The sequence below is a fragment of the Halobacillus litoralis genome (assembly GCF_020524085.2).
Lineage (GTDB): Bacteria > Bacillota > Bacilli > Bacillales > Halobacillaceae > Halobacillus > Halobacillus litoralis_E.
In genome coordinates this window covers 539,796-564,877 of sequence record NZ_CP129016.1, presented here as the reverse complement: position 1 = coordinate 564,877, position 25,082 = coordinate 539,796, and the positions used below count along the sequence as shown (strand labels likewise).

Here is a 25,082-nt window from a genome sequence, read left to right as displayed (position 1 = left end):
GATTCCTCTTTAACCGGGAATGATAGCTTTGTGTAAAGTTTCCGAATGGAGGTTTTGGAATGAGTCCGCAAACATTTACTAAACAATATATCAATGGTCAGTGGAGAAGCGGTTCCAGTGAGAAATATGTAGATAATGTCAATCCTTATACTCAGCAAACGATTGCTTCGATTCCATCTGCAAATGAAGAGGATCTTAATGAAGCTTATGAGGCTGCTGTAAATGCTCAGGAGTCGTGGATGACGACGCTCCCTGCCAAAAAGCAGGCGTACTTTGATCAATTGTTGAAAATCGTGCAAGAGAGGAAAGATGAGATTATTGATTGGCTCGTGAAAGAAGCGGGCAGCACCCTTGTTAAAGCAGAGGTGGAATTGCAGGCGGCCGTCGGCATCATCCGGGAATCAGCCAGTTTCCCAACACGGATGAGCGGGCAGATTTTACCGTCCAACACTCCATGAAAGGAAAACCGTGTGTACCGTTCGCCTAAGGGTGTCATCGGCGTCATCGGGCCTTGGAATTTCCCTTTCCATTTAGCGATGAGATCCATCGCTCCTGCGGTGGCGACAGGGAATACTGTGGTCGTAAAGCCGGCGTCTGATGCACCGGTTACGTCAGGGTTGTTCATTGCCGATCTGTTCGAAGAAGCAGGGTTCCCTGAGGGTGTAATTAATGTGGTTGTAGGTCGAGGATCAGAAATCGGAGATGCTTTTGTGAAACATCCTGCGGCGAAGCTGATTTCCTTTACAGGATCGACGGAAGTGGGCAGCCATATCGGTGAACTCGCCGGAAAATATATTAAGGAGACAGCTCTAGAGCTTGGCGGTAATAATGCTATGATCGTCCTTGAAGATGCGGATATCGATCAAGCGGTAGAAGCGGCAGCTTTCGGGAAGTTCTTGCACCAGGGGCAGATTTGCATGTCGTTGAACAGAATCATCGTGGATGAAAGTGTATATGATACGTTCATCGAGAAATTTAAAGAGAAAGTAGAGAGCTTGAAAGCCGGCGACCCGTCTGAGAAGGATACCGTCATTGGGCCTCTCATCAACAAGGATGCCATTGAACGGATTCAGGAGGATGTGAAAGAAAGTGTCGGTCGAGGTGCTGAAATACTCACCGGTGGAGAGACGGATGGCAGTGTCATGCAGCCGACCGTGTTGACGGGTGTAACGAGCGATATGCCGATAGCGAAAAATGAAGTCTTCGGCCCTGTTGCTTCTGTGATCAAAGTTTCATCAGAACAAGAAGCGATTCAAGCAGCGAACAGTTCTCCATATGGATTGAGCGGTTCTGTATTCACTCGTGATGTCCATCGTGGGGTAGAAGTTGCCAAACGTGTGGAGACGGGTATGATTCATGTGAATGATCAGTCCGTGAATGATGAACCACACGTGGCTTTTGGTGGTGAAAAAGAATCCGGCCTCGGCCGTTTCGGCGGCGAATGGGCATTGGATAAATTTACAACAGTGAAATGGATCGGCGTGATGAATGGTTATCGTGAGTTTCCTTTTTAAATTGAAATAAGAATGAGAAAAAGCAGAAGCAGAAGCTTAACAGATGGAGCTTCTGCTTTTTTTTCGTTCATGTATGAGATATTCCTGAACTTCCCATTTTGGGCCGGATTGTATATATCCATTCAATTTTTCAGCATACTTCACAGCTTCTTTTTTCTGGTGGAAAACCCTGTCTCTACGATCAATAGGGTCTTTTAATACTTCTAATAAGCGATCATCTTTCCTGATCAGTGCATACATTGTGAACCCCTCCTGTATAGTCGTTGTAGGAAATTTGTATAAGATAATTAAAATACATTTTGAATATGTATTCAATGATTATTTTCATAAAAATTGTCCGATAAACAGACTTGTTTCGACAGGAGAAGGCGTTTGATACACGTTTATACTGATGGTCTGGATTTATGCATGCGGTTGTTATAGTGAGAAAATAAAAACAGCACCTTCGAGGTTGAAGGTGCTGTCCTTGATCTTACTTCTGTTTAAATGATTTAAATCGTTCTACCGCATCGCGCAATGTTTCTTCCGAATTGTTTAATCCGATGCGCACATATCCTTCTCCATGCTTACCGAATCCGATCCCTGGGGCGACGAATAAACCTGTCTCTTCCAATAAATCATCCGCAAAGCCTTGGGATGTATAGCCTTCAGGTACTTGCAGCCAAGTAAAGAAAGAACCCTGGCAGGGAGCCACATGATATCCCGCTTCTTCTAACCCATGGACGAGAAGGTCACGTCTTTTTTCATAGGTTTCAGCAAGTTCTGTGACACATTGTTGTGAACTTAGTAAGGCAGTAGCTGATGCTTTTTGCAATCCGCCGAAAATACTGCAGAAATAGTGGTCCTGAATGACTTCCAGTGCGTGAATAACGCTGGGATTACCGACAGCGAAAGCGACACGCCAGCCGGCCATATTGTATGTTTTAGACATCGTATAAACTTCAACACCGACATTTTTTGCACCTTCGAATTGCATAAAGCTGAGCGGCTTGTTTTCATCAAACCCGATCGCCCCATAGGCGAAGTCGTGAACGACACAAACATCGTGCTTTTCTGCTTCTTGGATGGTTTCCACAAAGAAGTCCTCGTCAGCCATAGCTCCCGTCGGATTATTGGGGTAGTTTAAGAACATGAGCTTTGCTTTTTCCCAGCTCTCTTCATCAATTTCTCCGTAGTCAGGCAAAAATCCATTCTCTTCGCGAAGGGGCATGGACTTCATTTCTGCGCCGACCATTTCAATGCCGGACCAGTAATCCGGGTAGCCGGGGTCGGGAACAAGCGCGACATCCCCTGGATCAAGGAAGCACTGGCTGAGCTCAACGAGACCTGTTTTGCTGCCAGGCATAATGGCGACTTCTGTTTCAGGATCAATGTCCACATCATATTCACGCTTGTAAAATTCAGCCACCGCTTCTTTTAAGAACTCATATCCGTGGAAGGGAGGATATTTGTGGAAATCCGGGTTTTCTGCCGCCTCCTTTAGTGACTCGACGATGTGGGAGGGAGTGGGTTGATCAGGGTTTCCCTGTCCCAAGTTCAAGGTGTCATATCCACGTTTTTTATATAGGTTTAATTTATCAATCATAGTTGCGAAAAATTGGTCCGGAAGCCGCTGGATGGCTTGGGATGTTTGGAATTGCTTCATGTCCTTCACCTCGAATGATTTTTTTGAAAAGTCGTACAAAAAGATAATATCGTTAGTTTAACATGAGAGAAGTTTGAGTGGGAACCATATAGGCAAAGAATAAGAGAATAGAAGGTACGTAAAAGGAGTGAGTGGAATGAATGTCGTTATTATCGGAGGAGATGCTGCCGGGATGAGTGCAGCTATGCAAATAGTAAGGAATAGTGAGGGGCATTCCATTACTGTGTTGGAAAAAGGAGGAATCACCTCTTATGGGCAATGTGGCCTGCCGTATGTATTGAGCGGGGATGTCGAGGCTACCGAAGACCTGATCGCGCGTGACCCTGAGACATTTCGCGAAAAATATGGCATTGATGTCCGAACCTACCACACGGTAACGGAAGTGGATTGTGATCACAAAGTCGTTTACGGAAAAAATCACGAGGGTCAGGGGTTTGAGTTGTCTTATGATCGTCTGCTTGTGGCTTCCGGTGCAGCACCTGTCATGCCCCCCTGGGAAGGACGGGAGCTTGAAGGTATTTATACATTAAAAACAATTCCTGATATAAAGGAGATCATGGCTGCGACTTCAAGGGAGAAGGAACATGTGACCATTATCGGTGGCGGATACATAGGGCTCGAAATGGCCGAAAGCTTTGTTTCGATTGGAAAGAACGTACGATTGATCGACCGCGGACCTCAACTGGCGAAAATTTTCGATGAGGATATGGGAGAGCTTGTCCATGCAGAGGCCGAACGGAACGGTGTGGAACTACATCTTGGGGAATCGGTTGAAGGATTCAAAGGGGATCAGCATGTCCATTCCGTCATCACGGATCAAGGAGAATATAAATCCGATCTTGTTCTTGTCGCCGTTGGAGTGACACCTAATACATCCTTCATGAAACATACGGGTGTTTACAAAGGGATGAACGACGCGATCGCCGTGAATGCTTTTATGGAGACAAGCATACTGGATATCTATGCTGCCGGGGATTGTGCGACCCAGTTTCACCGGGTTAAGAAAAAGGATGATTATATCCCTTTAGGCACGCATGCCAATAAACAAGGGCAAGTCGCGGGACTGAATATGATTGATCGAAGAAGGTCGTTCCGAGGAATCGTGGGCACGTCGATATTGAAATTCTTCGATTTAACCCTTGCGCGCACCGGTCTTTCTGAACGGGAGGCAAAGAAGGAAAGGATTCCTTGTAAAAAAATTACGATAGAATCCACCCATGCCGCCGGCTATTACTCCAAGGAAAATCCGATGACATTGAAAATCGTTTATCATGAACGAACCGGTCAGTTGCTTGGCGCTCAAATCATAGGCGGGCAAGGAGTTGATAAACGTATCGATGTCTTGGCTACTGCTTTATTCCATGAAATGTCGATCGATGAATTAGAAGACTTGGATCTCGCCTACGCACCTCCTTATAACAGTGTGTGGGATCCTGTACAGCAGGCAGCCCGTAAAGCAGACTGAATCGTGTAGGAAGGTCTTTATGTATGGTACGATAGTAATGAAGCACCATACAGGAGGATTCATGCTGTGAATACAGATTTATATAAAAAGGCGGAAGCATTCATTCGCCAATACCATCAGGAGCAACAGCTTTCTGGTACAGATGAGAGACTCAAAGAAATCGAACGGGAAATTGTTGAAACGGGAAGCTATACGCACACCTATGATGAGCTTGAATATGGCGCCAAAGTCGCCTGGCGGAACAGCAACCGCTGCATCGGACGTCTTTTCTGGAATAGCTTGAAGGTCTTTGATGCCAGGCATGTCAATACAGAAGAGGGCATGCGCAATGCACTCCTCGATCATTTGGATTATGCTACGAATGATGGGCGTATCCGATCGACGATTACCATTTTTAAGCCTAAAACCTCGGAGAGGGAAGTACGGCTTTGGAATCATCAATTGATTCGATATGCTGGTTATGAAGAAAACGGAACTGTGACAGGAGACCCGGCTTCTGTTGCGTTTACGAAGGAATGTCAGAAGCTCGGATGGAGAGGGGAAGGCACGTCGTTTGATGTATTGCCTCTTGTCGTCCAAATGGATGGGCGCGAGCCTGTGTGGTATGATATTCCATCTGAAAAGGTGAAGCAAGTTCGCTTGCGTCATCCGGAATTCACTTGGTTTGAAGACTTAGGTTTACGGTGGTATGCGGTCCCTGTGATTTCTGATATGCGTCTTGAAATCGGTGGAATCGATTATACGGCCGCCCCATTTAATGGCTTTTATATGGAGACAGAAATCGGGGCCCGTAACCTAGCTGATGACTTTCGGTATGACCTTTTACCAGTGGTCGCGGAAGCCATGGGTCTTGATACGAAACGAAATTCTTCCTTGTGGAAGGACCGAGCCTTAATTGAGCTTAATCAGGCTGTGCTGTTTTCTTATCAATCCGATGGGGTAAGTCTTGTCGATCATCATACAGCTGCCCAACAGTTCCATCAGTTCGAGAAAAAAGAACAGTCGTGCGGCCGTGAGGTCACGGGTGACTGGACATGGCTCATCCCGCCCGTTTCGCCAGCAACGACCCACATCTTTCATTCGGCCTATGAAAACCGGATGGACACACCCAACTATTTCTATCAAACTCCGGCCTATGAAAAAAATCCTTCCGATTGATTTGGAAGGATTTTTTTCATTTTCTTATTCAGATATATTCATCGGTATACAATGGTTTAAGAACTCATTCATACAAATCCGGACGTCGATCCTGAAAAATAGGGATCTGTTTCCGGATTGCCTCCACAGCCGTGAAGTCAATATCAGCATACACAATTTCTTCCCCAAAACCACCTTCAGCCACTACGTTGCCCCACGGGTCCACAACGATAGAATGACCTCCGAACTCATTGTTTTGATCAGCACCTACACGGTTGCAGGCGATCACGAAGCATTGATTTTCAATGGCTCGGCTGATCAAGAGATTACGCCAATGCTCCACCCGGGGTTTAGGCCATTCAGCTACGACAAACAACCCGCGCGAACCATCAAGCATATGCGTTCTCATCCATTCCGGGAAGCGGATATCATAACAAATGACACCCGCCACCGGTACATCTTCAAGGTGGAAATTTCCTTTTTGATTACCTGATTCTAAAAACTTTTCTTCATTCATCAAGCGGAACAAATGAGCTTTCCTGTAGTTGAACAGCCGCTCACCTTTCGCGTCATAGGCAACGAAGGTATTATAGAACTTGCCGTTTTCTTCTTCAGCGATGGAACCCGCAATGGTGACCTTGAGTTCATGGGCTAGAGAAATTAAGAGCTGATGCGTCGGCCCCTCAAGTGTTTCTGCTATTTCTTCAAAACGGGAGAGATCATAACCTGTCGTCCACAATTCAGGTAACAAGATGACCTCGCTTCCTTGTGCGGCCGCTTCTCTTATTTTCTCCTGTGCATATCTCCGGTTCTCTTCAGGGTTACCGAAGACGATATCCATTTGAATGATTGCTATTTTTGTTGTCATCCTATCACCTCATTTTCTTCTTAGTGTATCAAAAAATTCTGACGTTTCCCTAATGTTTTCAATTAGGATTTTGCTTGAATGAGGGGATTTCATCTCCACCCTTCATTCTGTGTATCGAAACAAACCGCCCATGCTACAATAAACATAAACCGCTATTCAACTTATAGGGCAGGGTTGGTAAGAATCGATTTCGAGATGTTTGTGCCCCTTTACCATGTGAGTCTCTCGAAACCATATGATTTACACTCAGCTTTCATTGAGTAAATGGAATCACCCTGACGGTTATTCCTAGCGTAAAAGCTTGATATAGACTGCTCTTCACTTATATGACAAGGATAGTGGGAGACAATCCTTGTCGGTAAGGGGTTCGTTTCTCTCTTATTTCAAATGGGGTGGTTGGGAGTCGCGCAGCTTCCCAACCACCCCTGACGCTCAATAAGGAAACGAACCCGGGTACCCAAAGGTGAAAAAGCCTATCTGCAAGAATAATTAGAGGTATGAAAAAGGAAGTGGGATTATGTTTGAGTTGTTTCTTCCGATGCTTGAAAGACTCGGGATTATTGTAACGGTCGCTTTTATTATTACTCGTTTCCGTTTTTTTCGGGAGTTGATTGATCAAAAAAAGCTGGACCAACGTCAGCGGTACATGGCGATCGCTTTTTTTGGTTTGTTCGGAATCATTGGTACATATACAGGCATCACTTATGACACAAGCTCCTTTGATTATGGACGCTGGGCTTATAATCTTGTCGAATCGGAAGCATTGGCGAACTCCAGAGTCGTTGGAATCGTGGCGGCCGGTCTTTTCGGAGGGTACCGCATTGGTATAGGGGCTGGGGTCATTGCCGGATTGCATCGTTTTTCCCTTGGAGGGTTCACTGGGGCCGCCTGCGGAATATCTGCTGTGGTAGCAGGAATCATCGCAGGTTACTTCCATAAAAAAGAGGAGCCTTTGAAACTGAAGACGGCTTTATTTGTGGGAGCCCTTGCGGAGATGGTTCAGATGGGCATCATCCTTCTTATCTCTGATCCATTTCCGCGTGCATGGGCTCTTGTCCAGGAGATCGGTGCGCCCATGATTGTAGCCAATGGAGTCGGTTCCGCATTGTTCTTACTAATCATTCGAAATGTTCTTCATGAAGAAGAGAAGGTTGGAGCTTTGCAGGCGCAAAAAGCGCTAAAATTGGCAGAATCAACGGTTTCATATCTGCGAAAAGGGCTGACGATGGATTCTGCAGAAAAGGCGTGCCGAATTATTTATGGGGAAGTCCAGGTGAGTGCGATCTCCATGACAGATAAACAAAGAATACTTGCGCATGTCGGACAGGCTGATGACCATCATAAGGCGGGAGAGCCGATTCAAACCGACGCCACTCGTGATGTCATTGAAACAGGAGAGCGTGTCGTAGTCAGTCATGAAGAGATTCAATGCCAACAGACAGACTGTCCCTTGGGGGCAGCCGTCATCGTTCCATTGAAGAAACGGCAAGAAGTGGTCGGAACCCTGAAGTTTTACGTTTCATCACAAAAAGAAATCTCGAATGTTCTTTTGGAATTGATTCAGGGGTTAAGTGCTCTCCTTAGTCAGCAGCTTGAGCTTGCTGATGCTGAAAAAGCTCAAGAGCTCGCACGGGAAGCAGAAGTGAAGGCCTTGCAGGCACAAGTCAATCCGCATTTTTTATTCAATTCGTTGAATGTCATCGTTTCGTTGACCCGTACGGAACCTGACCGAGCAAGGGCGCTGCTTATAGCGCTTTCCAAGTTCTTCAGGCAAAACCTTGGGGCGACCACCAAAACGTGGACGTCTTTGAAAGAAGAGTTAAAACATGTAAAGTCCTATCTTCTCATCGAAGAGACGCGTTTCGTTGATCGCCTTCATGTCCATTATGATGTGGATGATTCCGCATTATCCGTACGCATCGCTCCTTTAACCTTACAGCCCCTGGTCGAAAACAGCATTAAGCATGGAATCAAAGACCAGGAAGGGGGAGCGGAAATTACGATTAGTGTCCGTAGAGATGGTGATCACGTCAAGATCAGCGTGGCAGATAACGGGGAAAGGCATTGAACCTATGAGGTTGCGCACATTGGGAGTACAGTCGGTCGCCTCTGAGGAAGGGACGGGATACGGGTTATATAACGTTAACAAACGTTTAGAATACATGCACGGAGAGAGTGCGAAACTACAAATTAAGAGCGAACAAGGACAGGGGACAACCATTGTATTTACGGTCCCTCTTCATGAAAAGGAGACAGGGTCATGAATGAAAAAATCACGGTGATCATCGTTGATGATGAGCGATTCAGCCGAGAAGAATTGAATTTTTTATTAAAACCTTACGAGAGTATAGAAGTTGTAGGGGAAGCAGGCTCAGGGGATGAAGCAGTCATGCAGACGTTGAAGCTTCAGCCGGATGTTCTGTTTCTTGATGTGGAAATGCCGAAGATGGATGGAATGGCGGTAGCAAAAGCGGTACAAGAACTCAAGAAGGTTCCTGAGATCGTGTTTGCGACCGCGTATCCAGACTTTGCGGTCGAAGCATTTCGTCAGAAGGCCATCGATTACCTACTCAAACCTTTTGATGAGGAACAGTTAAGTGAAACCGTGGAAAGAATAGAGAAGAAAATGAAGCCGATAGACGTAAAGCCCTCCAATTCTCCTACCAAGTTGGCAGTTGAAGTGGAGGAGACGATTGAATATCTGGACCCTTCTGAAATTATGTACGTACACAGAGAGGATCGGATTACAAAAATCGTCGGCAAAAAAAAGGTCTATGAAACGAAAGATGCGCTCAAAGATGTGGAGAAGCGGCTGCAAGGCTTCTCTTTTTTCCGCATTCATAAAAGTTATCTTGTGAACCTCGATTACGTGCATCGATTAACTCCGTGGTTTAATGGGGCCTATCAGTTGGAACTGCAGCAAACAGAGGAAAAGCTTTCTGTCAGTCGTAACTATGTGAAGGACTTACGAAAGAAGCTCGAGTTGTAATTTCCCTTTGTATTTCAATCCACTTTCACGACATCTTGGACATCAATCCTGACATGTTAATCAAGAATCGCGCTTTTGTAAGCGTTCTCTTGATATATTGTGTGTAAGCGATTACAGAAAAGACGTGAAAGGGAGGATATAGAATGATTACTTTTTTAGTGAGTATTGCACTTTTAATTATCGGTTATCTTACGTACGGTAAATATGTTGAAAAAACGTTCGGCGTCAACACAGGACGTGAAACGCCTGCTTATTCTCATGGTGATGGTGTGGATTACCTGCCGATGGGAGAAAAAAAGAATGCTTTAATCCAACTCCTGAATATCGCGGGGGTAGGTCCTATTTTCGGTCCGATCCTTGGTGCTTTATATGGTCCCGTCGCTTTCCTATGGATTGTACTTGGAGCCATTTTTGCCGGAGCTGTCCACGATTATTTGACAGGAATGATATCCATTAGGAACCGTGGCGCCCACCTGCCTGAGCTTGCAGGGAAGTTTTTAGGGAAAGTCATGAAGCACGTCGTCAACGCGTTTGCTATTCTTTTGCTTGTCCTAGTAGGAACTGTATTCGTTACAGCACCTGCAGATCTTTTGCACAACATGACAAGCAGCTGGCTTGCTCTTCCTGTCATTCTACTTGTGATTTTTGCTTACTATTTGTTAGCGACGATGCTTCCGATTGATAAAATCATCGGACGGTTTTATCCGATTTTTGGTGCCCTTCTACTCATCAGTGCGATTGGAGTCGGGGTCTCACTTGTCGTAACAGGTGCACCAATCCCAGAATTGACCTTTACCAATATGCACCCGGATAACGCACCGATTTTCCCACTGTTGTTCCTAACGATTTCTTGTGGTGCCCTGTCAGGCTTTCACGCAACACAAACCCCTATCATCTCAAGAACGACACAACAGGAAAAACAAGGCCGTCGTATTTTCTACGGGATGATGATTGCAGAAGGAATTATTGCTATGATTTGGGCAGCTGCAGCCATGAGCTTGTTCAATGGTTCTGCAGGATTGAATGAAATCCTTGCAAGCGGTGGACCAGCAGCTGTGGTTAGTGAAGTTTCCGTAGCTATGCTAGGTGCTGTCGGTGGTACACTTGCTGTGCTTGGTGTCATCGTACTGCCAATCACATCCGGAGATACAGCTTTCCGAAGCGCGCGTATGATTATTGCTGACTATATTAAAATTCCACAAAAGAAGATTATGAGTCGTGTATGGATTGCTCTTCCATTGTTCGTCATCTCATTTGCGCTGACCCGCATTGATTTTACGTTGCTATGGAGATACTTCTCCTGGGCAAACCAATCAACAGCCGTCATCGCGCTCTGGGTAGGAGCGATGTACTTGTTCCTGTCGCGTAAAAACTACTTCATCGCTGCCGTTCCAGCGACCTTTATGACGATGGCGACATTCACCTATATTCTGAATGCACCAATCGGATTCGGATTATCACTGAATGTTTCCTACGTCGTTGCAGCCATCGGTACCGTTGCGGTTGTCACAGCCTTCATCATTGCCGCCCGCCGCGGATTACAGAAGGACATTCCATTAGAGGAAGATCTGAAACAAACTGCCTAATGTTAAAGAGCACCTACTTTTTCAAAGTAGGTGCTCTTTTTTTGTCTATGGGCACCTAGGGATGGGGATGAGCATCTCTGGTAGTATGTCGAATACTTAATTAATGGTGTCGAATATCTAAATAACATTGTCGACTACCTCATGATCGCTGCCAAGCACTTCATTCATACCATCACCAGCCTTCACCTCCGCAAGCTCATGTTTTTCTTAACGATGAAAGGGTATCCTTTATAGGGAAAGGAGAGATTGTTGTGGAGCAAGAAATCCAAGAGAAACAAGGGACGTTTTTTATAGGAGAGGAACACGATCCTAAAGCACAGGTTTTATTTGAAGAAAATGACAATACTATGGTCATCACAAGCACTTTCGTTGCACCCTCTGAACGTGAACAGGGTTTGGGCGGGGAATTGATTGATTATGCTGTGAACTATGCACGTAAACATAAATTGAAAATTGACCCGGTCTGCTCCTTCGCCCGGGAAGTTATTGAAAATACACCGGAATATCAAGTGGTGTTAAAAGCTTAGAGGAGGAGTTTCTGATGGTGGAAATAAGGGAACCTGAGGAAAAAGACTTGATGCATTTTACAAGGTACAGCATCGACTTTCTTCACGTAACCAGTTCTGAGATGCTGACTAATGAAGAATTGAGGGATCGTAAGTACTGGGCGGCCGATCATTTTTTAGCAAAGAACCCGACACAGAAACTACTAGTTGCTGATATGAATGGAAGAATGATCGGATATGTCCTTGGCATCATCGAGTCCCATGGGGAAGAAGATGTGTATGGATATGTCCGGGAAGTGTTTGTGGATGAATTTTACAGACGAGAAGGTATAGGCACAGACTTGTGTGCTGAACTGATCAAGTGGATGTATGAGAAGGATGCGAAAGCTATCCAGGTAAGTCTCAGGCCACATCAGAATGGGATAAGTGAATTCATCCGCAAAATCGGCTTTTCTTCTGTCAGCACCCTTTATGAATACCAGTCGGAAGGATAAAGGATGTTTTGGAGAGGAGAAATAGAATGAAAAAGGCTATGTTGATCGTTAATCCTTCTTCTGGAAAAGAGGAAGCCGTCGATCATGTTGAACAAATCGAGCACATTTTATCGGAAAAAGGATACGAAGTGGAAGTTTCTCAAACAGAAAAAGAGCTGGATGCCACAAAGTATTGCCAGAACGCCTGCAGAGACGAATTCGATCTCGTCGTTTCTATGGGGGGAGATGGTACCCTCCATGAGACAATCAATGGGATGGTAGACGAAAGTCACCGACCGCATTTGGGAATCATTCCACTGGGTACAGTCAACGATTTTGCAAGAGCTCTTGATATTCCACTCAAGGTTGAGGAGGCTATTGATGTTCTCCGTTCTGATCAGACCAAATCTGTGGATATTGGGAAGTTCAATGACCAATATTTTGTGAATATTGTAGCAGCGGGATCCCTTGCTGAAGCGACATATGAAGTGACACCTGAACAAAAAACGAAATTTGGTCCACTTGCGTATATGATGGAAGGGATGAAAACCTTGACCCAGCATAGTAGTTATCCAATGCGGATCGAATATGATGATAAAGCCTGGGAAGGGGAATCTTTTCTTTTCCTAGCGGCCTTAACCAACTCAGCAGGCGGATTTGAAAAATTATCTCCGGAAGCGAAAGTGAATGACGGGAAGATTCACGGGTATATCGTACCTAAAGTAAATATGATTCGTCTCGCATCGATTGTTTCTGCTATTCTTCGAGGTGGTCTTAAAGATGAGCAGGATGTGGAATACTTCAAAGCGGATCATATCCGTATCACATCGGAGGAAGACCTGGTCACGAACGTCGACGGAGAAGAAGGAGACTCCCTGCCTGTAGAATTGTCCGTTCTTCCATCTCACATATCCGTCGTTGTAAAATAGAAAAAGGCTGTTAGGGTACAGCCTTTTTTCTGTGCCATACTAGGAGTGAATGAGGTGCATCTTATGAAGAAACCAGATATGAAAGATTACTTACAGGAAGGGATTTATGGAAGTCGTCAAACAAAGCCAGGAGAAAGAAAACAATACCTCGGTACGTTAAGAGAACGAGTCTTGGTTGCTTTGACGAAGGGGCAGGTGATGCGGCAGCAGGGGGAGGAAGCGGTGGTGGATCTGATGAGAAGCTATCCAGATGCCGAACTGCTTTTGAACGGAGATGTGAGCTATCGGTTTTTATCTCCCTACATGGATCTAGCCGATGAGCATAACATCCACCACTCCATCGTTTCGAATATGGAAACACATTCAGAATTCGGGGCTGTCCTCACTTTGGATTACGCAATTGAAAAAGAAGACATAACGATTAAAGAACAAGAGGGAGTCGGAGAGTCGTCGGAGCAGGAAGGGTGGACAGGCTTCTTCAAATCTCTTTTTAAATCATCAAAATAAAAAAGGCTGCGGATCATCCGCAGCCTTTTTTTACACGTCCCTCTCATATAGAAAGGCCATTTTCTATTTGTACTGATTCAAGAATCTTGCCAGCCCGACGATAATAATAGCGAAAGAAAAAAGTATCATTGCAATGTAGCCGGCGTAGAACAAGAATTGATCGAAGAAGTTACCAGCTGAGTCGCCGATGCTGTAAAGCGCATAGCCGGAAAGAAGAGCAGCTAGAAACAAGAACACACGGTTGTTGAAATCCATCTTTATTCCACCTCCTTTGTACTTTCAATATATGATGTACAAACGTGGAATATTTAGCTTTTAAAAAAATAAATTGCCGGCTTGTCCACACAGAACACGGACCTTGTCTAATATTATGTCATTATGCAGGTTTGTGGAAGACTTGATTTCAAGATGTTTTTTGGGGTTCGTTGCTTTGTTGAGCGTGAGGGGTGGTCGGGAAGTTACTCGCTTTCCTGTGGGGATGACGGCAAGCCTCCTCGGACTTCGTCCTGTGGGGTCTCGCCAGCCAATCCATTCCCACGGGAGTCTCGCAGCTTCCCGACCACCCCTTTCGATTTATGCGTAAACGAACCCCTTTGCTCAAAGGGACTGCCTTCCACTTTCCCGCTTTAATAAGCATAAAGCCTTCTCTAACAAGCTTTCAGAATTCAAATACACATAGGGTAGAAGTTTACCGCCCACAATGCTATCAAGCTTGAAAGCTTCTTATTCCAGTAGTGGTTTCGAGACGCTTATAAAGTCAAGGGGCGGAGGGAAACCGTGAGACTCCTATGGGACGTGTGGGACAGGTGAGACCCCGGAAGGCGTAGCCTGAGGAGGCTCACCGCCCGCCCCATGGAAAGCGAACTGTTTCCCGCAGCCCCACCCACTCAACAAAAGTCTCGAAACTGAGTCTTCAAGTAAAGGGAGCTTTAGAGATATAAAAGAGGATAAAAAAAGCCCCCTTTTGAATGGGCAAAAGGGGGGAGATGGTATATGTCTTTTCATTGAAGGAAGACAGACCATGAAATCTACAGGTTATTTTTCCTGGCGGGGAAAAATAATAGGGTGATTCGACGTAAGAGACAAAAGAGAGTACTCAAGAAAGAAATGAATACCATTGAACAAATAAACCATGTGCGAAGTCGTGGACAACCAGCACAACAGCGCACTGCACGATTCAGTATCTCTTTTGCTATTCTTTATTGTATCACCTTTTCCTTGGTTGCTGCTTTGGGAAAAAAACGTTCAAAAATGATAACTGAATAGAGGTTTTAAGAAAAAATTTTCTCAAGTTTTGACTACTATTGGTAATTTGTAAAATATATTCAGAAGAATGATTGTTGAAAAAGCATGAATCTTGTACACTTGAACTATCAACTATATGGAGTGGAGAACATGGATGTAAGCAAGATCCAACAAATGATTCAAATGCAGGCCATGTCTATGTTAGATAATCGGAATTCGAACACTTTATCAAGTGGGATGCAGAATATGACGTTTCAAAGCCTTTTGAATGCAGTGATGGAGCAAGCGATTCGTGAGAGTGCACCTTCCGTGCCAAAGCGTTTTTCACAACCAGTGAACAACCTTTTGACACAGCAGGTACCAGTTCCTGTAGAGAAAAGTCAGGAAGGGAATAATATTGCGGAAGTAACCAGTGGAAACGCGGGTTTGGATAATCTCATAAAGAAAGCTTCAGAACGCCACGGGGTTGATGAAAATTTGGTGCGGTCTGTGGTGAAGGCTGAGTCGAATTTTGATGCTGGTGTCGTCAGTCATGCAGGAGCTCAAGGGTTGATGCAGCTTATGCCTGCTACAGCGAAGGGACTTGGCGTGAAGGATCCATTTGATCCGGAGCAGAACTTGATGGGCGGGACAAAATATTTGAGGCAGATGCTCGATCGTTATGATGGCAATACCGAATTAGCGCTTGCTGCTTATAATGCTGGTCCTGGGAACGTAGACAAGTATGATGGTGTACCACCATTCCGGGAAACGCAAAATTACATAACAAAAATACTTGGAAGAGCATAAAGGAGCGCGGGTGTCTTATGTAGACCCCGCGCTTTTTAGTTATAGAAAAACTGTTTAAAAGATATCAGAACTGTAATGAAACCCGTCTCTTATTTATCTGGTTCAAGTTCCCGGCTCATCTGCATGTATTGATCAAAAACGACGGTCATCTCTTTCAAGCGGTTGCGGACGTCTTCGTCAATGAGCTCTCCCTGAGTGGAGAAGTGATTCGTGTGTGTGTACACGTAGTTTGGTGTCACCATACACCGGAAGTAATTCAAGATTGGTTTTAATTGATTTTCTACGACGAGGTGATGTTGCAAGGTACCCCCATTGGCGACAATAGACACGGGTTTATATCGCATGGCAAGGGGGGATACGGCATCAAATACGTTTTTCAAAGTACCATGAATCGATCCTTGAAAAACGGGAGTAGCGATGACATAAGCATCAGCTTCTTCAATTTCATGGATTAACTTCTTCATATCATCATTGTACTCTTCAGCTGGGCGGCCATCCACGAATTGAAGCTCGTAGTTCTCGAGGTCAACAATTTTTGTCGTGTGGTCCGTTGGCAGTTGTTGTATATATTTTTCGATTTCATCAAGGAGCGTACGGGTCTTTTTCCCGACGATCGTTCCGTTCAATAGTAGGATCTTCATGGCAACTTTCTCCCCTTCAATTTTCTTTGAGCTATGTTATCCTATGCAGCATTTAATAAAATGGGCTATGTAGCTAATGGTAGTATGTGTTGGGGTCGCCCAATTATCTTATTAAATCTGCTTTAAAGGGTGCAGCTCGAAGTTCAACCGTCATCCTTCATGGTGGGTAGATGTGGAGCATCGTAACGGTCGGAATATATGTGAATAGTCTCTTTTCTTTTTATGGTAAAGTATACGTCTTATTTAAGCAATTGTGAGGATTCTGCTTGCTTCATGTCGTAATAAGAAGGGTATAATAGGGAGAGGGGGGAAGGCGATGATCCGTTTATGGCGAAGAATTAAGTTTCTTTTCAATGTCAGAAAATCTGTGCCGTTTCTTGTGCGATTTTTTAAATCAAAAGATGTGAGTGCGGGTAAGAAATGGTTTTCGGTTGTACTCTTAGTAGCTTATCTTCTATTCCCATGGGACGTGATCCCGGATTTCCTCGTATTTTTCGGTCTTGTCGATGATCTTGCGGTTTTCACTTATATCATGCAATGGATGGTGAAGATGGCTCCTGTGGACTTGCAAAAGGAGTACCGCGTCTATGATGAATAGAAATGTTTAATCAACGGCAAGATGAGGTATGTAACTGTTGTGGATTCAATAATTAGTCAAGGAGTGATGGATAATGAGTAATGTAATGTTTACCGCACATGCAACAGCACAAGGTGGACGAAATGGCCACGTTAAGTCAGACGATGGTTTAATTGATTTGAACCTTTCCATGCCTGGCGAAGGTGATGAAAAAGGATCGAACCCAGAGCAATTGTTTGCTGCTGGTTATTCCGCTTGCTATGATGGAGCGTTGAACCTAGTTGCAAGTAAACAGAAGAAAGATATTGAATCAGAAATCACTGCTGACGTAAGCCTTATGAAAGATGAATCGGACAATGGTTTTAAAGTAGGCGTTGTCCTTAATGTTAAAGTGAAAGGCGTTTCTCAAGAAGAAGCGGAATCACTTGCTGAGGAAGCTCACAAAGTATGTCCATACTCTAAAGCAACGCGTGGAAACATCGACGTTGAGATCAATGCGAGCGCCGTATAAAAGATAACCTCTTCATCCCTGGTGGAAATTCCACCAGGGATTTTTATTTATAGGAAGGGAAGAATAGTTGTAGCGTATGAGGTGCGATTCGTATTACTACCAGGCCTACTGGTAATTATGGTATTTTATAGTCGAAGGGGTGAAGGCGATGAAAATCACCGACCAAGCGAGAGATTTGTTGAATCAAATCTTAGAAGATGAAGATGCAGGATGCCTGCGGCTGTTTTTTGCTGGGTACGGGTGTGGGGAGCCAGATATCGGTATGACGATTGGTGAACCGGAAGGTGATGATGAACTTCATCACATCAATTCTATTCCCGTGGCCATAGATAGTAGAATTGCACATCTGACTGAAACTTTGACAATTGAAGGGAAGCAGACAATGGAAGGGCCGAAGTTTCAAATGCTTGGGCTTCCCGAAAAAGACTGTTGAATAGATGCCCACAGTTTTGTGGGTTTATTTTCATAGGAGGACGCCCCGAATATAGGGACCTCCTTAATGAAATATACATATTAGAAAAGAGGATCACTATCCATCATGATGGCATCAGGACACCAGGTTGTGGGCTTTACTTTCGGGGTGGGAGCTATGACATTACTCCCTACGTTCGAGTGGATGCCTGAACAGCCTCTCCAAACGGTTTTATTTTTTGTGTTCGTCCTTTTCGGCTCGCTTTTGCCGGACATCGACACACCAACATCTACCCTCGGCCACAAGTTTTGGCGGGGACTTATGACGGTCTTTACCGTCGCTTTTCTCTGTTATTTGTTTGTACCAGAGTATTTGGATACCTATCGAGAACAACTGAAAATTTTCGTCATGCTGCTTCTCCCCATCCTCATCATGATTCGCGGACATAGAAAAATGACTCATTCCGTGTTGTTTGTCGGTTTACTTATCGGTTACGGAATTATCCTTGAGCAAGCCTTCGCCATTCCCCGCATGTATATTGGTGGCTTGATTTTAGGGGTGATTTCGCATTTGTTTGGTGATTACATAACGAAAAAAGGCATCCCGTTAGCTTATCCTTTTTCAAAGAAGTATTTACAGTTCATTTTTACTTTCCGAACAGGATCCAACAGTGAGCGTCTCATTGTGTACAGCCTGCTTCTGTGGAACGTATGGTACCTCACCTCAAACATTTTCTGACACTACATTCTAGTAGTGTCTTTTTTTATACCCATTTATTAAACAATATGGCAGGATTGTGGAAGATTCAGTTTTGAGATGTTTCCGGGGTTCGTTGCTATGTTGGGCGTCAGGGGTGGTCGGGAAGCTACTCGCTTTCCTGCGGGGATGACGGCAAGCCTCCTCGTGCTTCGCACTGTGGGGTCTTGCCAGTCCATCCATTCCCGCGGGAGTCTCGCAGCTTCCCAACCACCCCTTTCGATGTAAGTGAGAAACGAACCCCTGTACTAGGTTGAAAGCTCTTCCACTATCCTGGTGTGATTAGTATAAAGCGCTCTATCACAAGCTTTCAGGATGCTGAATGGCGTCCTTGGAATTCCATTCCGTTCGAATGACAACGTGTAAAAGCAGCTTATTCCAGAAGTGGTTTCGAGATACTTATATGGCGAAGGGGCGGAGGGGAATGGCGAGACTCCTGCGGGAAAAAAGTGCATGGTGGGACCCCACAGGACGCAGTCCGAGGAGGCTCACCGCGCTCCCGCGGAAAGCGAGCTATTCCTCGCAGCCCCCATCCGCTCAACAAAATTCTCGAAACTGAGTCTTCAAGTATAGGGAGCGTTTATGGAATAAGAAGTGAGGTTTAAAAGGAAATATAATCCATAAATATTTCAATATCTTTAAGTATTGTATAGACATATTTTCGAAAATTCAATAAAATAGAATAAAGATAGATAAGGAGGGTGAGTGTTGTGGCAGATGATCAACTAATTGAACCGAGCCCATTGCGAAAGCTTCAAATGAGTCGCACTTCCTCTTTATATGACGTTTACCTGGATTATTTAAGGAAGTATCCTAGAAGGGATGCTGTCTTGCGGACGAAAGACTACATCCTCTCTCATTTCCCTAGAACCATTGATGAACAAATTGTCTGCATGGAATTTTTTTATATGAATGATTTTTTTGAAGAGCTGTCTGTCATAACAGAATCTCCTTACATAAATAAAGAGGTGGGTCATTTGTATCGAGTGATCCTGTCTCAAACGGGTAGAGATAAAAACAAAAATTACTTAGATGAGCTAAAAGATCTCCATTTTATGCATCCATCGTTACGATGTCTTCATTTGTTCACCCTTGTTTATTCTTATCAGGACTTGAAAGTATTTACAGCATTGGATAAGTACTTGGATGAATGCGATCAGGCGCTTCAGCAAGTAGACGAGCCTTTGATGTATTATTATTTGAATCAACGTTATCAAGAGTTGCTTTTTTATCATTATTGGAAGACCAATAACTCTATTCTTGCAAGCCGTTATGCATATAAAATGATCAACACAGAAGTTTCTTCTAGAAGAAAGAGCCGCATGCATCATGATTTGGCCTTATGCCAGCTTTTTAATGGCTATGAATCTTCTATGGAATCGTTACTAAAGTCCATGGAAATTGCTCAAAAACATGGGCATTTACGTTTTTTGCAAACGGTAAAAAACCGCTCGCTCCCTTTTATATCTTCCTTTCATCAGAGAACAGAAGGGATATCTACTACGGATCCAGTAGAGCAGGCTCACCTTGCTTTAGCGCGGGGAGATTATGAGAAAACACAGCAGATCCTGCATTCCTTCCCATCACTCACTCCTTTTCAAGAAAGTTATTTGGGTCTGGCTACAGGGAACAGGGAGATGCTGAGGCATTCCTATCACCGTTTTATTCAAGAACAAGGGGATTACTTCTTTGCCCAATTACCGCTAGCGTATTTAGAAAGAATATAAAAATAAATGGGGGTTTCTTTTATGAAAAGGTTAACCGGATTGTTTGTTGTTCTTTTACTGACGCTTGCAGGCTCATGGGGGATAGGAGAGAGTAAGACCGCCCACGATCCGATTGATGGAGGTTATTGGAGTATACAAAATCCAGAACGTTAAAAGTATAGGAAATAGTAAAGGTGTCCTTCCGGTATTGGAATAGGACACCTTTTTCGTTCTCGTCTATTCGTTCTTTTTTCTGCGTCGTTCGGGCAGCGGCTCTTTTCGTATCATCTTCGTAAAGGCATACACGAAGAGAATGATGATTACTGTAAACGGAAGAGCAGAAACGAGAGAAGCTGTCTGCAAAGCATCCAACCCACCTGCGACCAGTAACACACCGGCAATGGCTGCCATCAGGACACCCCAGATCACTTTAATAGCAAGGGCAGGGGTCAGACTGCCATTCGTCGTCATACTTGCCAAAATATAAGTAGCTGAGTCCGCAGATGTGATCAAGAACGTAGCAATCAACAAAATCGATAAGAAAGATAAAATACCTGTAAGAGGCAGGTATTCAAAAGCTTCAAAGAGAGCGACCGTCACATCATTATTGACGGCTTCAGCAATCTGCGTTCCATTGTTCAAGTCACTGTTCAAGGCTGTACCACCGAAAACGGCGATCCACAAACAAGCGATCAGCGGTGGTACGATAAGGACACCGAATATGAACTCCCTTATTGTTCGACCTCGGGAAACTCGTGCAACGAATGCCCCTACGAATGGAGACCATGCAATGACCCATGCCCAATAGAAAATCGTCCAATCCCGGAGCCAACTCCCGCCTTCATAGGGGGTCAATCTAAGACTGTACCCCACAAAGTTGGTAATATAATCTCCGATCCCTAAGGTGAAACTATTTAAAATAAAGACAGTCGGACCGGCGAAGAAGACAAATAAAAGTAAAACTAAGCATAGGGCCAGGTTCAAGTTACTGAGCCATTTGATCCCTTTTTCTAATCCAGTGCTGGATGAGGTTAAGTATAAGACGAGCAGTACGCCTGTTATGATAAGCTGGATCGATGTACTATTTGGAATGCCGAATACGGCGTTCAACCCACCGTTCATTTGGAGGATACCGAGTCCTAAGGATGTGGCGATTCCCATTACTGTAGCGATGACGGCTAATGAGTCGATGGTGTACTTCACGGGCTTTGATTTCCCGAGCACGGGTTCAAGAGCAGTAGATACGAGGCCGTTCTTATCCTTTCTGAATTGCAAAAAGCCAATAAGCAGGCCGACAATGGCGAAAACGGACCATTGGTTAATTCCCCAGTGGAAAAAAGAGTATCCCATAGCGACACGCGCAGCATCCTCAGTTTGGGCATCCAAATCTGAGAATGGCGTTTCAAAGAAGTGACTCATCGGTTCTGCCACTCCCCAGAATACAAGTCCTACCCCGAATCCGGCAGAGAAGAGCATGCCAATCCAAGTGAAGAAAGGAAATTCAGGCTTTGAATCTTGAGGCCCGATTTTAATCTTTCCGTATTTACTCAGTCCGAGAGCAGCCATGAAAATGACAAAGCCGAAGACGGAAATGAGATAAAACCAGCCGAAATTAATCGTAGTGAAATCAAATAAGGTACCGGCGACTGTACCGAAGCCTTCTGGGTTAATTGCTCCTACGATGACGAGGACAGTGATGACGGTTGCAGAAATGAGGAAAACAGGGTTTTTGATTTGATCTTTCATCGTGGACTCCTTTCATGAATCATAAGTAATAGATGAACATGAATTTGATGATCGGTTTGTTTATTCCCTACATTTTCCTGAGAAAAACATTTACGCGTTGAATTCGGATCGAAGCATCCCCATAAGGATCGTGTCATAATGAGTGCCTTCCACATATTCATTTTTACGGAGCCGGCCTTCTGTCTGGAAGCCTGTTTTTTCGTAAAGTCTTAGCGCTTGTGTGTTACCGCTCCACGTGTCCAGTTGAACACGTTCGAGGTTCAGGGTGTGAAAGAGGTGTTTCAACAAGGTTTGAATGATGTCCCTTCCATATCCATGCCCCCAATATTCTCTTTCCCCGATGCTCAAACCGATTTCTGCTGCCCTTGTCACGGGATTCAAGTTGCTGTAGCTGCATTTCCCAATAGGCACTCCTGTACTGATCGTATAGACAATGAAAACACGTCCACTTTCCCATAGAGGTTGCGCAGTAAGATTTTTATCATAGAATGCTTCTAGATCTTCTTGTGGGTTGTTATTTTGATAGGCTGAGTCGCTCCCATGTGCAAGATTCGCTATTTCTTCATCATTCGCCCACTTAAATAAGTGTTTCAAGTCGTCCTTTGAAACAGGACGGAGTTCAACAAGATTTCCTTTGAGCATATCCATTCCCCCGTGTATGTATATATCCCCTATCGTATAAGAAAACTTTTCCAAAAGAAAGAGTTGAAGAAGGATTGGGTTAAGAGGTTTTAAACTCGGACAAGATGATAATGAGGAGGATTCACATGTTTGAAAAATGTACAGAAGTACGGCAGTGGTTAAGTGAGTTTGAGGGAGAATGGATGTTTGCGGGGGGATGGGCTATCGACCTTTATATCGGAGAAGAAACAAGGCATCATGAAGATGTGGAAGTCGCCATTTTCCGTGAAGATCAGCACGAATTATACCAAGTATTGAAATCGTGGGATTTGCATGTCGTCAAACAGAAGGAACTCAAACGTTGGGAAGGGGAACCCCTCACCCTTCCTGTCCATGAAATCCATGCTTTTTCTCAAGAGGGTCATAGGTTCGAAATTCTCCTCAATGAAAAAAACAGGCACCGGTGGCAGTTCAGAAGAGATGCCTCCATTACATTTGATATTAATCGTATGCACCTGCAGTCAGAACATGGACACCCGTATTTAAACCCTGAAATTGTTCTTCTCTATAAATCAACCGACACTACAGAGAAAGACGAAGAGGACTTCCTTCACGTCTTTCCTTACTTGAATGAACATCAGAAAGAGTGGTTGAAACAGGCGCTCATGCATCACCAGCCTGAACATCCATGGCTCGAGACCTTACTCTATTGAACCCTTATAAGAAACTTTTAAAATGATAAAAGCCCAGGAGACATCCGTCTTTTGGGCTATATTTTATGTAGGGAAAATTCGACGAATTGTTTATTTTTTCTTTGTTTGGGTATTCGTTAAACATACACCATCGGATGCTACCCCTCGAATAATCATTCCCCTGTACCGAAAATACGTACAAGTTCTGGAAAGGAGTTTACAATGAAAAAAGTCACATCTGTTTTTTGGGTTACATTAGCCATTGCACTATTTTCAGTCGCTTGGGGTGCGGTTGCCCCAAAAAATCTAGAAAGTATTACAGGAAGTATTCAATCTTATATTTCTGTTCACTTTGGTTGGTACTACTTATTGATTGTTACTGGTTTTGTGATTTTCTGCCTTTATATGATTTTCAGTCCTTATGGAAAAATGAAACTTGGAAAGCCCACGGACAAGCCTGATTACAACTACGCGACATGGTTTGCGATGCTTTTCAGTGCCGGGATGGGAATCGGGCTCGTCTTCTGGGGAGCGGCAGAACCAATCTACTTTTATGCTAATAATGCTCCGACTGCAGAGACGGGAACAGCGGCCGCTCTTAATGAATCCATGCGATTCGTGTACTTCCACTGGGGAGTCCATGCATGGGGAATCTACGCAATCGTTGCTCTAGTCCTTGCGTATTTCAAGTTCCGTCGAGGTGCACCGGCTTTAATCAGCTCCACACTTGAGCCCTTATTCGGGGATAAAATGAATGGACCGTGGGGGAAAGTTGTCGATATTATCGCCGTATTTGCGACCATTGTCGGTGTAGCGACGACTCTTGGATTTGGTGCAGCACAAATCAATGGTGGATTGACATTCTTGACACCTTTGGAGGATTCGTTCGGTATTCAGTTGATTATCATAGGTGTTGTTACTGTTTTGTTCATGATTTCCGCTTATTCTGGATTGAGCAAAGGAATTCGCTATTTAAGTAATACGAATATGATTTTAGCTATAGCTTTGCTTGCTATTATGTTGATTGTAGGTCCGACGCTCTTCATTATGAACATGTTTACAGACACGATCGGTGCTTACTTACAAAACTTGCCGACCATGAGCTTCCGTCTTGCACCGAACAGTGAAGAAAACCGTACATGGATCAACAACTGGACGGTCTTTTACTGGGCATGGTGGATTGCTTGGTCCCCGTTTGTTGGAATCTTTATCGCACGTGTATCTAAAGGACGTACAATCCGCGAATTTTTATCAGGTGTGCTACTTGTACCGTCTGCTGTAGGTTTTCTATGGTTCTCCACTTTCGGTTCATCGGCCATCCAAGTCCAACAAGATCAAGGAGGACTTTCCGATCTAGCTACGGAGCAAGTGATGTTTGGTACATTCGATAATTACCCGCTCGGATTGATCTTGTCGATCATCGCGATGGTATTGATTGGAACGTTCTTCATTACATCCGCAGACTCTGCAACCTTTGTATTAGGGATGCAGACGACCAACGGATCTCTTACACCACCTACAATGGTTAAGTTCGTATGGGGAATTATCCAGTCGTCCATGGCCGCTGTGTTGTTATATTCCGGTGGTTTGCAGGCGCTGCAGAACGCGCTTATATCCGCAGCCTTTCCATTCTCTTTCATTATGATCTTAATGGTCGTATCCTTATATAAAGCCATTCGTGCAGATAAAATCGCGCTTGATCGAGGGAAGGAAAAAGAAGAAAAAACATCTGCTTAATCTAAGAAGGAACTTTCGCGTTACGACGTG

General features: G+C 44.4%; 26 protein-coding genes and 1 pseudogene. 20 read left to right on the top strand and 7 right to left on the bottom strand.

Annotation, left to right across the window (positions count from 1 at the left end; translation table 11 throughout):
* Positions 1–59 precede the first annotated feature (59 nt).
* A pseudogene (locus LC065_RS02955) lies at positions 60–1,514 on the top strand (aldehyde dehydrogenase family protein).
* A gap of 36 nt (positions 1,515–1,550) precedes the next feature.
* Here LC065_RS02955 and LC065_RS02950 read toward each other — a convergent pair.
* Entirely contained in the window at positions 1,551–1,754 is a 204-nt protein-coding gene (locus tag LC065_RS02950; protein WP_226594265.1) for a hypothetical protein, read from the bottom strand.
* Between the two features lie 232 nt (positions 1,755–1,986).
* Positions 1,987–3,159, bottom strand: coding sequence for a pyridoxal phosphate-dependent aminotransferase (locus LC065_RS02945; RefSeq protein WP_226594263.1), 1,173 nt, complete (start codon positions 3,157–3,159; stop codon positions 1,987–1,989).
* 136 nt (positions 3,160–3,295) lie between these two features.
* Here LC065_RS02945 and LC065_RS02940 point away from each other — a divergent pair, with 136 nt between their 5' ends.
* Both LC065_RS02940 and LC065_RS02935 read left to right on the top strand, forming a co-directional pair.
* Positions 3,296–4,624: an FAD-dependent oxidoreductase gene (locus LC065_RS02940; protein ID WP_226594260.1), complete on the top strand. Its 1,329-nt coding sequence runs from the start codon at positions 3,296–3,298 to the stop codon at positions 4,622–4,624.
* 66 nt (positions 4,625–4,690) lie between these two features.
* Positions 4,691–5,782 carry a nitric oxide synthase oxygenase gene (locus tag LC065_RS02935; protein WP_226594258.1) on the top strand — a complete coding sequence of 364 codons (1,092 nt, stop codon included), beginning with the start codon at positions 4,691–4,693 and terminating at the stop codon, positions 5,780–5,782.
* 64 nt (positions 5,783–5,846) lie between these two features.
* On the opposite strand, the gene LC065_RS02930 is transcribed toward LC065_RS02935, so the two are convergent.
* A complete protein-coding gene (locus tag LC065_RS02930) occupies positions 5,847–6,629 on the bottom strand; it encodes a carbon-nitrogen family hydrolase (RefSeq protein ID WP_226594256.1) in 783 nt (260 codons plus the stop codon).
* Between the two features lie 517 nt (positions 6,630–7,146).
* Between LC065_RS02930 and LC065_RS02925 the strand changes: the two genes are divergently transcribed.
* The 8 genes from LC065_RS02925 (at position 7,147) to LC065_RS02895 (ending at position 13,619) form a co-directional block, all read left to right on the top strand.
* Positions 7,147–8,697, top strand: coding sequence for a LytS/YhcK type 5TM receptor domain-containing protein (locus LC065_RS02925; RefSeq protein ID WP_371933390.1), 1,551 nt, complete (start codon positions 7,147–7,149; stop codon positions 8,695–8,697).
* Positions 8,698–8,716: 19 nt separating this feature from the next.
* The gene (locus LC065_RS20335) at positions 8,717–8,893 is read left to right on the top strand and encodes a sensor histidine kinase (RefSeq protein WP_371933389.1); all 177 of its coding nucleotides are present in this window, start codon (positions 8,717–8,719) and stop codon (positions 8,891–8,893) included.
* Complete coding sequence (locus LC065_RS02920) at positions 8,890–9,618, top strand: LytR/AlgR family response regulator transcription factor (RefSeq protein WP_226594252.1); 729 nt, start codon at positions 8,890–8,892, stop codon at positions 9,616–9,618. Before LC065_RS20335 ends, LC065_RS02920 begins: the two co-directional genes overlap by 4 nt.
* Positions 9,619–9,761: 143 nt before the next feature.
* Positions 9,762–11,204: a carbon starvation CstA family protein gene (locus LC065_RS02915; RefSeq protein WP_226594251.1), complete on the top strand. Its 1,443-nt coding sequence runs from the start codon at positions 9,762–9,764 to the stop codon at positions 11,202–11,204.
* A 251-nt stretch (positions 11,205–11,455) separates the two neighbouring features.
* Positions 11,456–11,731 (top strand): GNAT family N-acetyltransferase, encoded by a 276-nt coding sequence (locus tag LC065_RS02910; protein WP_226594250.1) that lies wholly within the window; start codon positions 11,456–11,458, stop codon positions 11,729–11,731.
* A gap of 14 nt (positions 11,732–11,745) precedes the next feature.
* Positions 11,746–12,204, top strand: a complete 459-nt coding sequence (locus tag LC065_RS02905; protein ID WP_226594248.1) for a GNAT family N-acetyltransferase — start codon at positions 11,746–11,748, stop codon at positions 12,202–12,204.
* Between the two features lie 26 nt (positions 12,205–12,230).
* Positions 12,231–13,112, top strand: a complete 882-nt coding sequence (locus tag LC065_RS02900) for a diacylglycerol/lipid kinase family protein (RefSeq protein WP_226594247.1) — start codon at positions 12,231–12,233, stop codon at positions 13,110–13,112.
* Positions 13,113–13,175: 63 nt separating this feature from the next.
* On the top strand, positions 13,176–13,619 hold the full coding sequence (locus LC065_RS02895) for a YueI family protein (protein ID WP_226594246.1): 444 nt from the start codon (positions 13,176–13,178) through the stop codon (positions 13,617–13,619).
* Between the two features lie 63 nt (positions 13,620–13,682).
* On the opposite strand, the gene LC065_RS02890 is transcribed toward LC065_RS02895, so the two are convergent.
* Positions 13,683–13,874: a hypothetical protein gene (locus LC065_RS02890; protein WP_146818359.1), complete on the bottom strand. Its 192-nt coding sequence runs from the start codon at positions 13,872–13,874 to the stop codon at positions 13,683–13,685.
* A gap of 1,140 nt (positions 13,875–15,014) precedes the next feature.
* On the opposite strand from LC065_RS02890, the gene LC065_RS02885 reads away from it, so the two are divergent.
* The gene (locus LC065_RS02885; RefSeq protein ID WP_306163748.1) at positions 15,015–15,653 is read left to right on the top strand and encodes a lytic transglycosylase domain-containing protein; all 639 of its coding nucleotides are present in this window, start codon (positions 15,015–15,017) and stop codon (positions 15,651–15,653) included.
* 89 nt (positions 15,654–15,742) lie between these two features.
* Here the strand turns inward: LC065_RS02885 and LC065_RS02880 are convergent, their stop codons facing one another.
* Entirely contained in the window at positions 15,743–16,294 is a 552-nt protein-coding gene (locus LC065_RS02880) for an NADPH-dependent FMN reductase (protein WP_306163747.1), read from the bottom strand.
* Positions 16,295–16,610: 316 nt separating this feature from the next.
* Here LC065_RS02880 and LC065_RS02875 point away from each other — a divergent pair, with 316 nt between their 5' ends.
* The 6 genes from LC065_RS02875 to LC065_RS02850 all read left to right on the top strand — a co-directional run bounded on the left by LC065_RS02875 (position 16,611) and on the right by LC065_RS02850 (position 20,430).
* Positions 16,611–16,892 carry a YkvA family protein gene (locus LC065_RS02875; RefSeq protein ID WP_226594243.1) on the top strand — a complete coding sequence of 94 codons (282 nt, stop codon included), beginning with the start codon at positions 16,611–16,613 and terminating at the stop codon, positions 16,890–16,892.
* Between the two features lie 73 nt (positions 16,893–16,965).
* Positions 16,966–17,382, top strand: coding sequence for an organic hydroperoxide resistance protein (locus tag LC065_RS02870; protein ID WP_220586087.1), 417 nt, complete (start codon positions 16,966–16,968; stop codon positions 17,380–17,382).
* A 148-nt stretch (positions 17,383–17,530) separates the two neighbouring features.
* On the top strand, positions 17,531–17,815 hold the full coding sequence (locus tag LC065_RS02865) for an iron-sulfur cluster assembly accessory protein (RefSeq protein WP_226594240.1): 285 nt from the start codon (positions 17,531–17,533) through the stop codon (positions 17,813–17,815).
* A 105-nt stretch (positions 17,816–17,920) separates the two neighbouring features.
* Entirely contained in the window at positions 17,921–18,532 is a 612-nt protein-coding gene (locus LC065_RS02860) for a metal-dependent hydrolase (RefSeq protein ID WP_226594239.1), read from the top strand.
* 728 nt (positions 18,533–19,260) lie between these two features.
* Positions 19,261–20,277, top strand: coding sequence for an AimR family lysis-lysogeny pheromone receptor (locus LC065_RS02855; protein ID WP_226594238.1), 1,017 nt, complete (start codon positions 19,261–19,263; stop codon positions 20,275–20,277).
* A 21-nt stretch (positions 20,278–20,298) separates the two neighbouring features.
* Positions 20,299–20,430: a hypothetical protein gene (locus LC065_RS02850; RefSeq protein ID WP_264187950.1), complete on the top strand. Its 132-nt coding sequence runs from the start codon at positions 20,299–20,301 to the stop codon at positions 20,428–20,430.
* A 63-nt stretch (positions 20,431–20,493) separates the two neighbouring features.
* Here LC065_RS02850 and LC065_RS02845 read toward each other — a convergent pair whose 3' ends face one another.
* Complete coding sequence (locus LC065_RS02845; protein ID WP_306163746.1) at positions 20,494–22,002, bottom strand: BCCT family transporter; 1,509 nt, start codon at positions 22,000–22,002, stop codon at positions 20,494–20,496.
* 90 nt (positions 22,003–22,092) lie between these two features.
* Entirely contained in the window at positions 22,093–22,644 is a 552-nt protein-coding gene (locus LC065_RS02840) for a GNAT family N-acetyltransferase (protein ID WP_226594235.1), read from the bottom strand.
* Between the two features lie 125 nt (positions 22,645–22,769).
* On the opposite strand from LC065_RS02840, the gene LC065_RS02835 reads away from it, so the two are divergent.
* Together LC065_RS02835 and LC065_RS02830 are read left to right on the top strand one after the other, a co-directional pair.
* A complete protein-coding gene (locus LC065_RS02835) occupies positions 22,770–23,336 on the top strand; it encodes a nucleotidyltransferase domain-containing protein (RefSeq protein WP_226594234.1) in 567 nt (188 codons plus the stop codon).
* A gap of 201 nt (positions 23,337–23,537) precedes the next feature.
* Entirely contained in the window at positions 23,538–25,052 is a 1,515-nt protein-coding gene (locus LC065_RS02830) for a glycine betaine uptake BCCT transporter (protein WP_226594233.1), read from the top strand.
* The last annotated feature ends 30 nt before the right edge of the window (positions 25,053–25,082 follow it).

Excerpts from the sequence above, each read along its gene's own strand:
- LC065_RS02930 (WP_226594256.1), bottom strand. The coding sequence starts at position 6,629 with ATGACAACAAAAATAGCAATCATTCAAATGGATATCGTCTTCGGTAAC.
- LC065_RS02850 (WP_264187950.1), top strand. The coding sequence starts at position 20,299 with ATGAAAAGGTTAACCGGATTGTTTGTTGTTCTTTTACTGACGCTTGCA.
- LC065_RS02865 (WP_226594240.1), top strand. The coding sequence starts at position 17,531 with ATGAAAATCACCGACCAAGCGAGAGATTTGTTGAATCAAATCTTAGAA.
- LC065_RS02920 (WP_226594252.1), top strand. The coding sequence starts at position 8,890 with ATGAATGAAAAAATCACGGTGATCATCGTTGATGATGAGCGATTCAGC.
- LC065_RS02925 (WP_371933390.1), top strand. The coding sequence starts at position 7,147 with ATGTTTGAGTTGTTTCTTCCGATGCTTGAAAGACTCGGGATTATTGTA.
- LC065_RS02950 (WP_226594265.1), bottom strand. The coding sequence starts at position 1,754 with ATGTATGCACTGATCAGGAAAGATGATCGCTTATTAGAAGTATTAAAA.
- LC065_RS02880 (WP_306163747.1), bottom strand. The coding sequence starts at position 16,294 with ATGAAGATCCTACTATTGAACGGAACGATCGTCGGGAAAAAGACCCGT.
- LC065_RS02870 (WP_220586087.1), top strand. The coding sequence starts at position 16,966 with ATGAGTAATGTAATGTTTACCGCACATGCAACAGCACAAGGTGGACGA.
- LC065_RS02905 (WP_226594248.1), top strand. The coding sequence starts at position 11,746 with ATGGTGGAAATAAGGGAACCTGAGGAAAAAGACTTGATGCATTTTACA.
- LC065_RS02830 (WP_226594233.1), top strand. The coding sequence starts at position 23,538 with ATGAAAAAAGTCACATCTGTTTTTTGGGTTACATTAGCCATTGCACTA.
- LC065_RS02840 (WP_226594235.1), bottom strand. The coding sequence starts at position 22,644 with ATGCTCAAAGGAAATCTTGTTGAACTCCGTCCTGTTTCAAAGGACGAC.
- LC065_RS02915 (WP_226594251.1), top strand. The coding sequence starts at position 9,762 with ATGATTACTTTTTTAGTGAGTATTGCACTTTTAATTATCGGTTATCTT.
- LC065_RS02900 (WP_226594247.1), top strand. The coding sequence starts at position 12,231 with ATGAAAAAGGCTATGTTGATCGTTAATCCTTCTTCTGGAAAAGAGGAA.
- LC065_RS02895 (WP_226594246.1), top strand. The coding sequence starts at position 13,176 with ATGAAGAAACCAGATATGAAAGATTACTTACAGGAAGGGATTTATGGA.
- LC065_RS02885 (WP_306163748.1), top strand. The coding sequence starts at position 15,015 with ATGGATGTAAGCAAGATCCAACAAATGATTCAAATGCAGGCCATGTCT.
- LC065_RS02890 (WP_146818359.1), bottom strand. The coding sequence starts at position 13,874 with ATGGATTTCAACAACCGTGTGTTCTTGTTTCTAGCTGCTCTTCTTTCC.
- LC065_RS02845 (WP_306163746.1), bottom strand. The coding sequence starts at position 22,002 with ATGAAAGATCAAATCAAAAACCCTGTTTTCCTCATTTCTGCAACCGTC.
- LC065_RS02860 (WP_226594239.1), top strand. The coding sequence starts at position 17,921 with ATGATGGCATCAGGACACCAGGTTGTGGGCTTTACTTTCGGGGTGGGA.
- LC065_RS02835 (WP_226594234.1), top strand. The coding sequence starts at position 22,770 with ATGTTTGAAAAATGTACAGAAGTACGGCAGTGGTTAAGTGAGTTTGAG.
- LC065_RS02945 (WP_226594263.1), bottom strand. The coding sequence starts at position 3,159 with ATGAAGCAATTCCAAACATCCCAAGCCATCCAGCGGCTTCCGGACCAA.
- LC065_RS02875 (WP_226594243.1), top strand. The coding sequence starts at position 16,611 with ATGATCCGTTTATGGCGAAGAATTAAGTTTCTTTTCAATGTCAGAAAA.
- LC065_RS02940 (WP_226594260.1), top strand. The coding sequence starts at position 3,296 with ATGAATGTCGTTATTATCGGAGGAGATGCTGCCGGGATGAGTGCAGCT.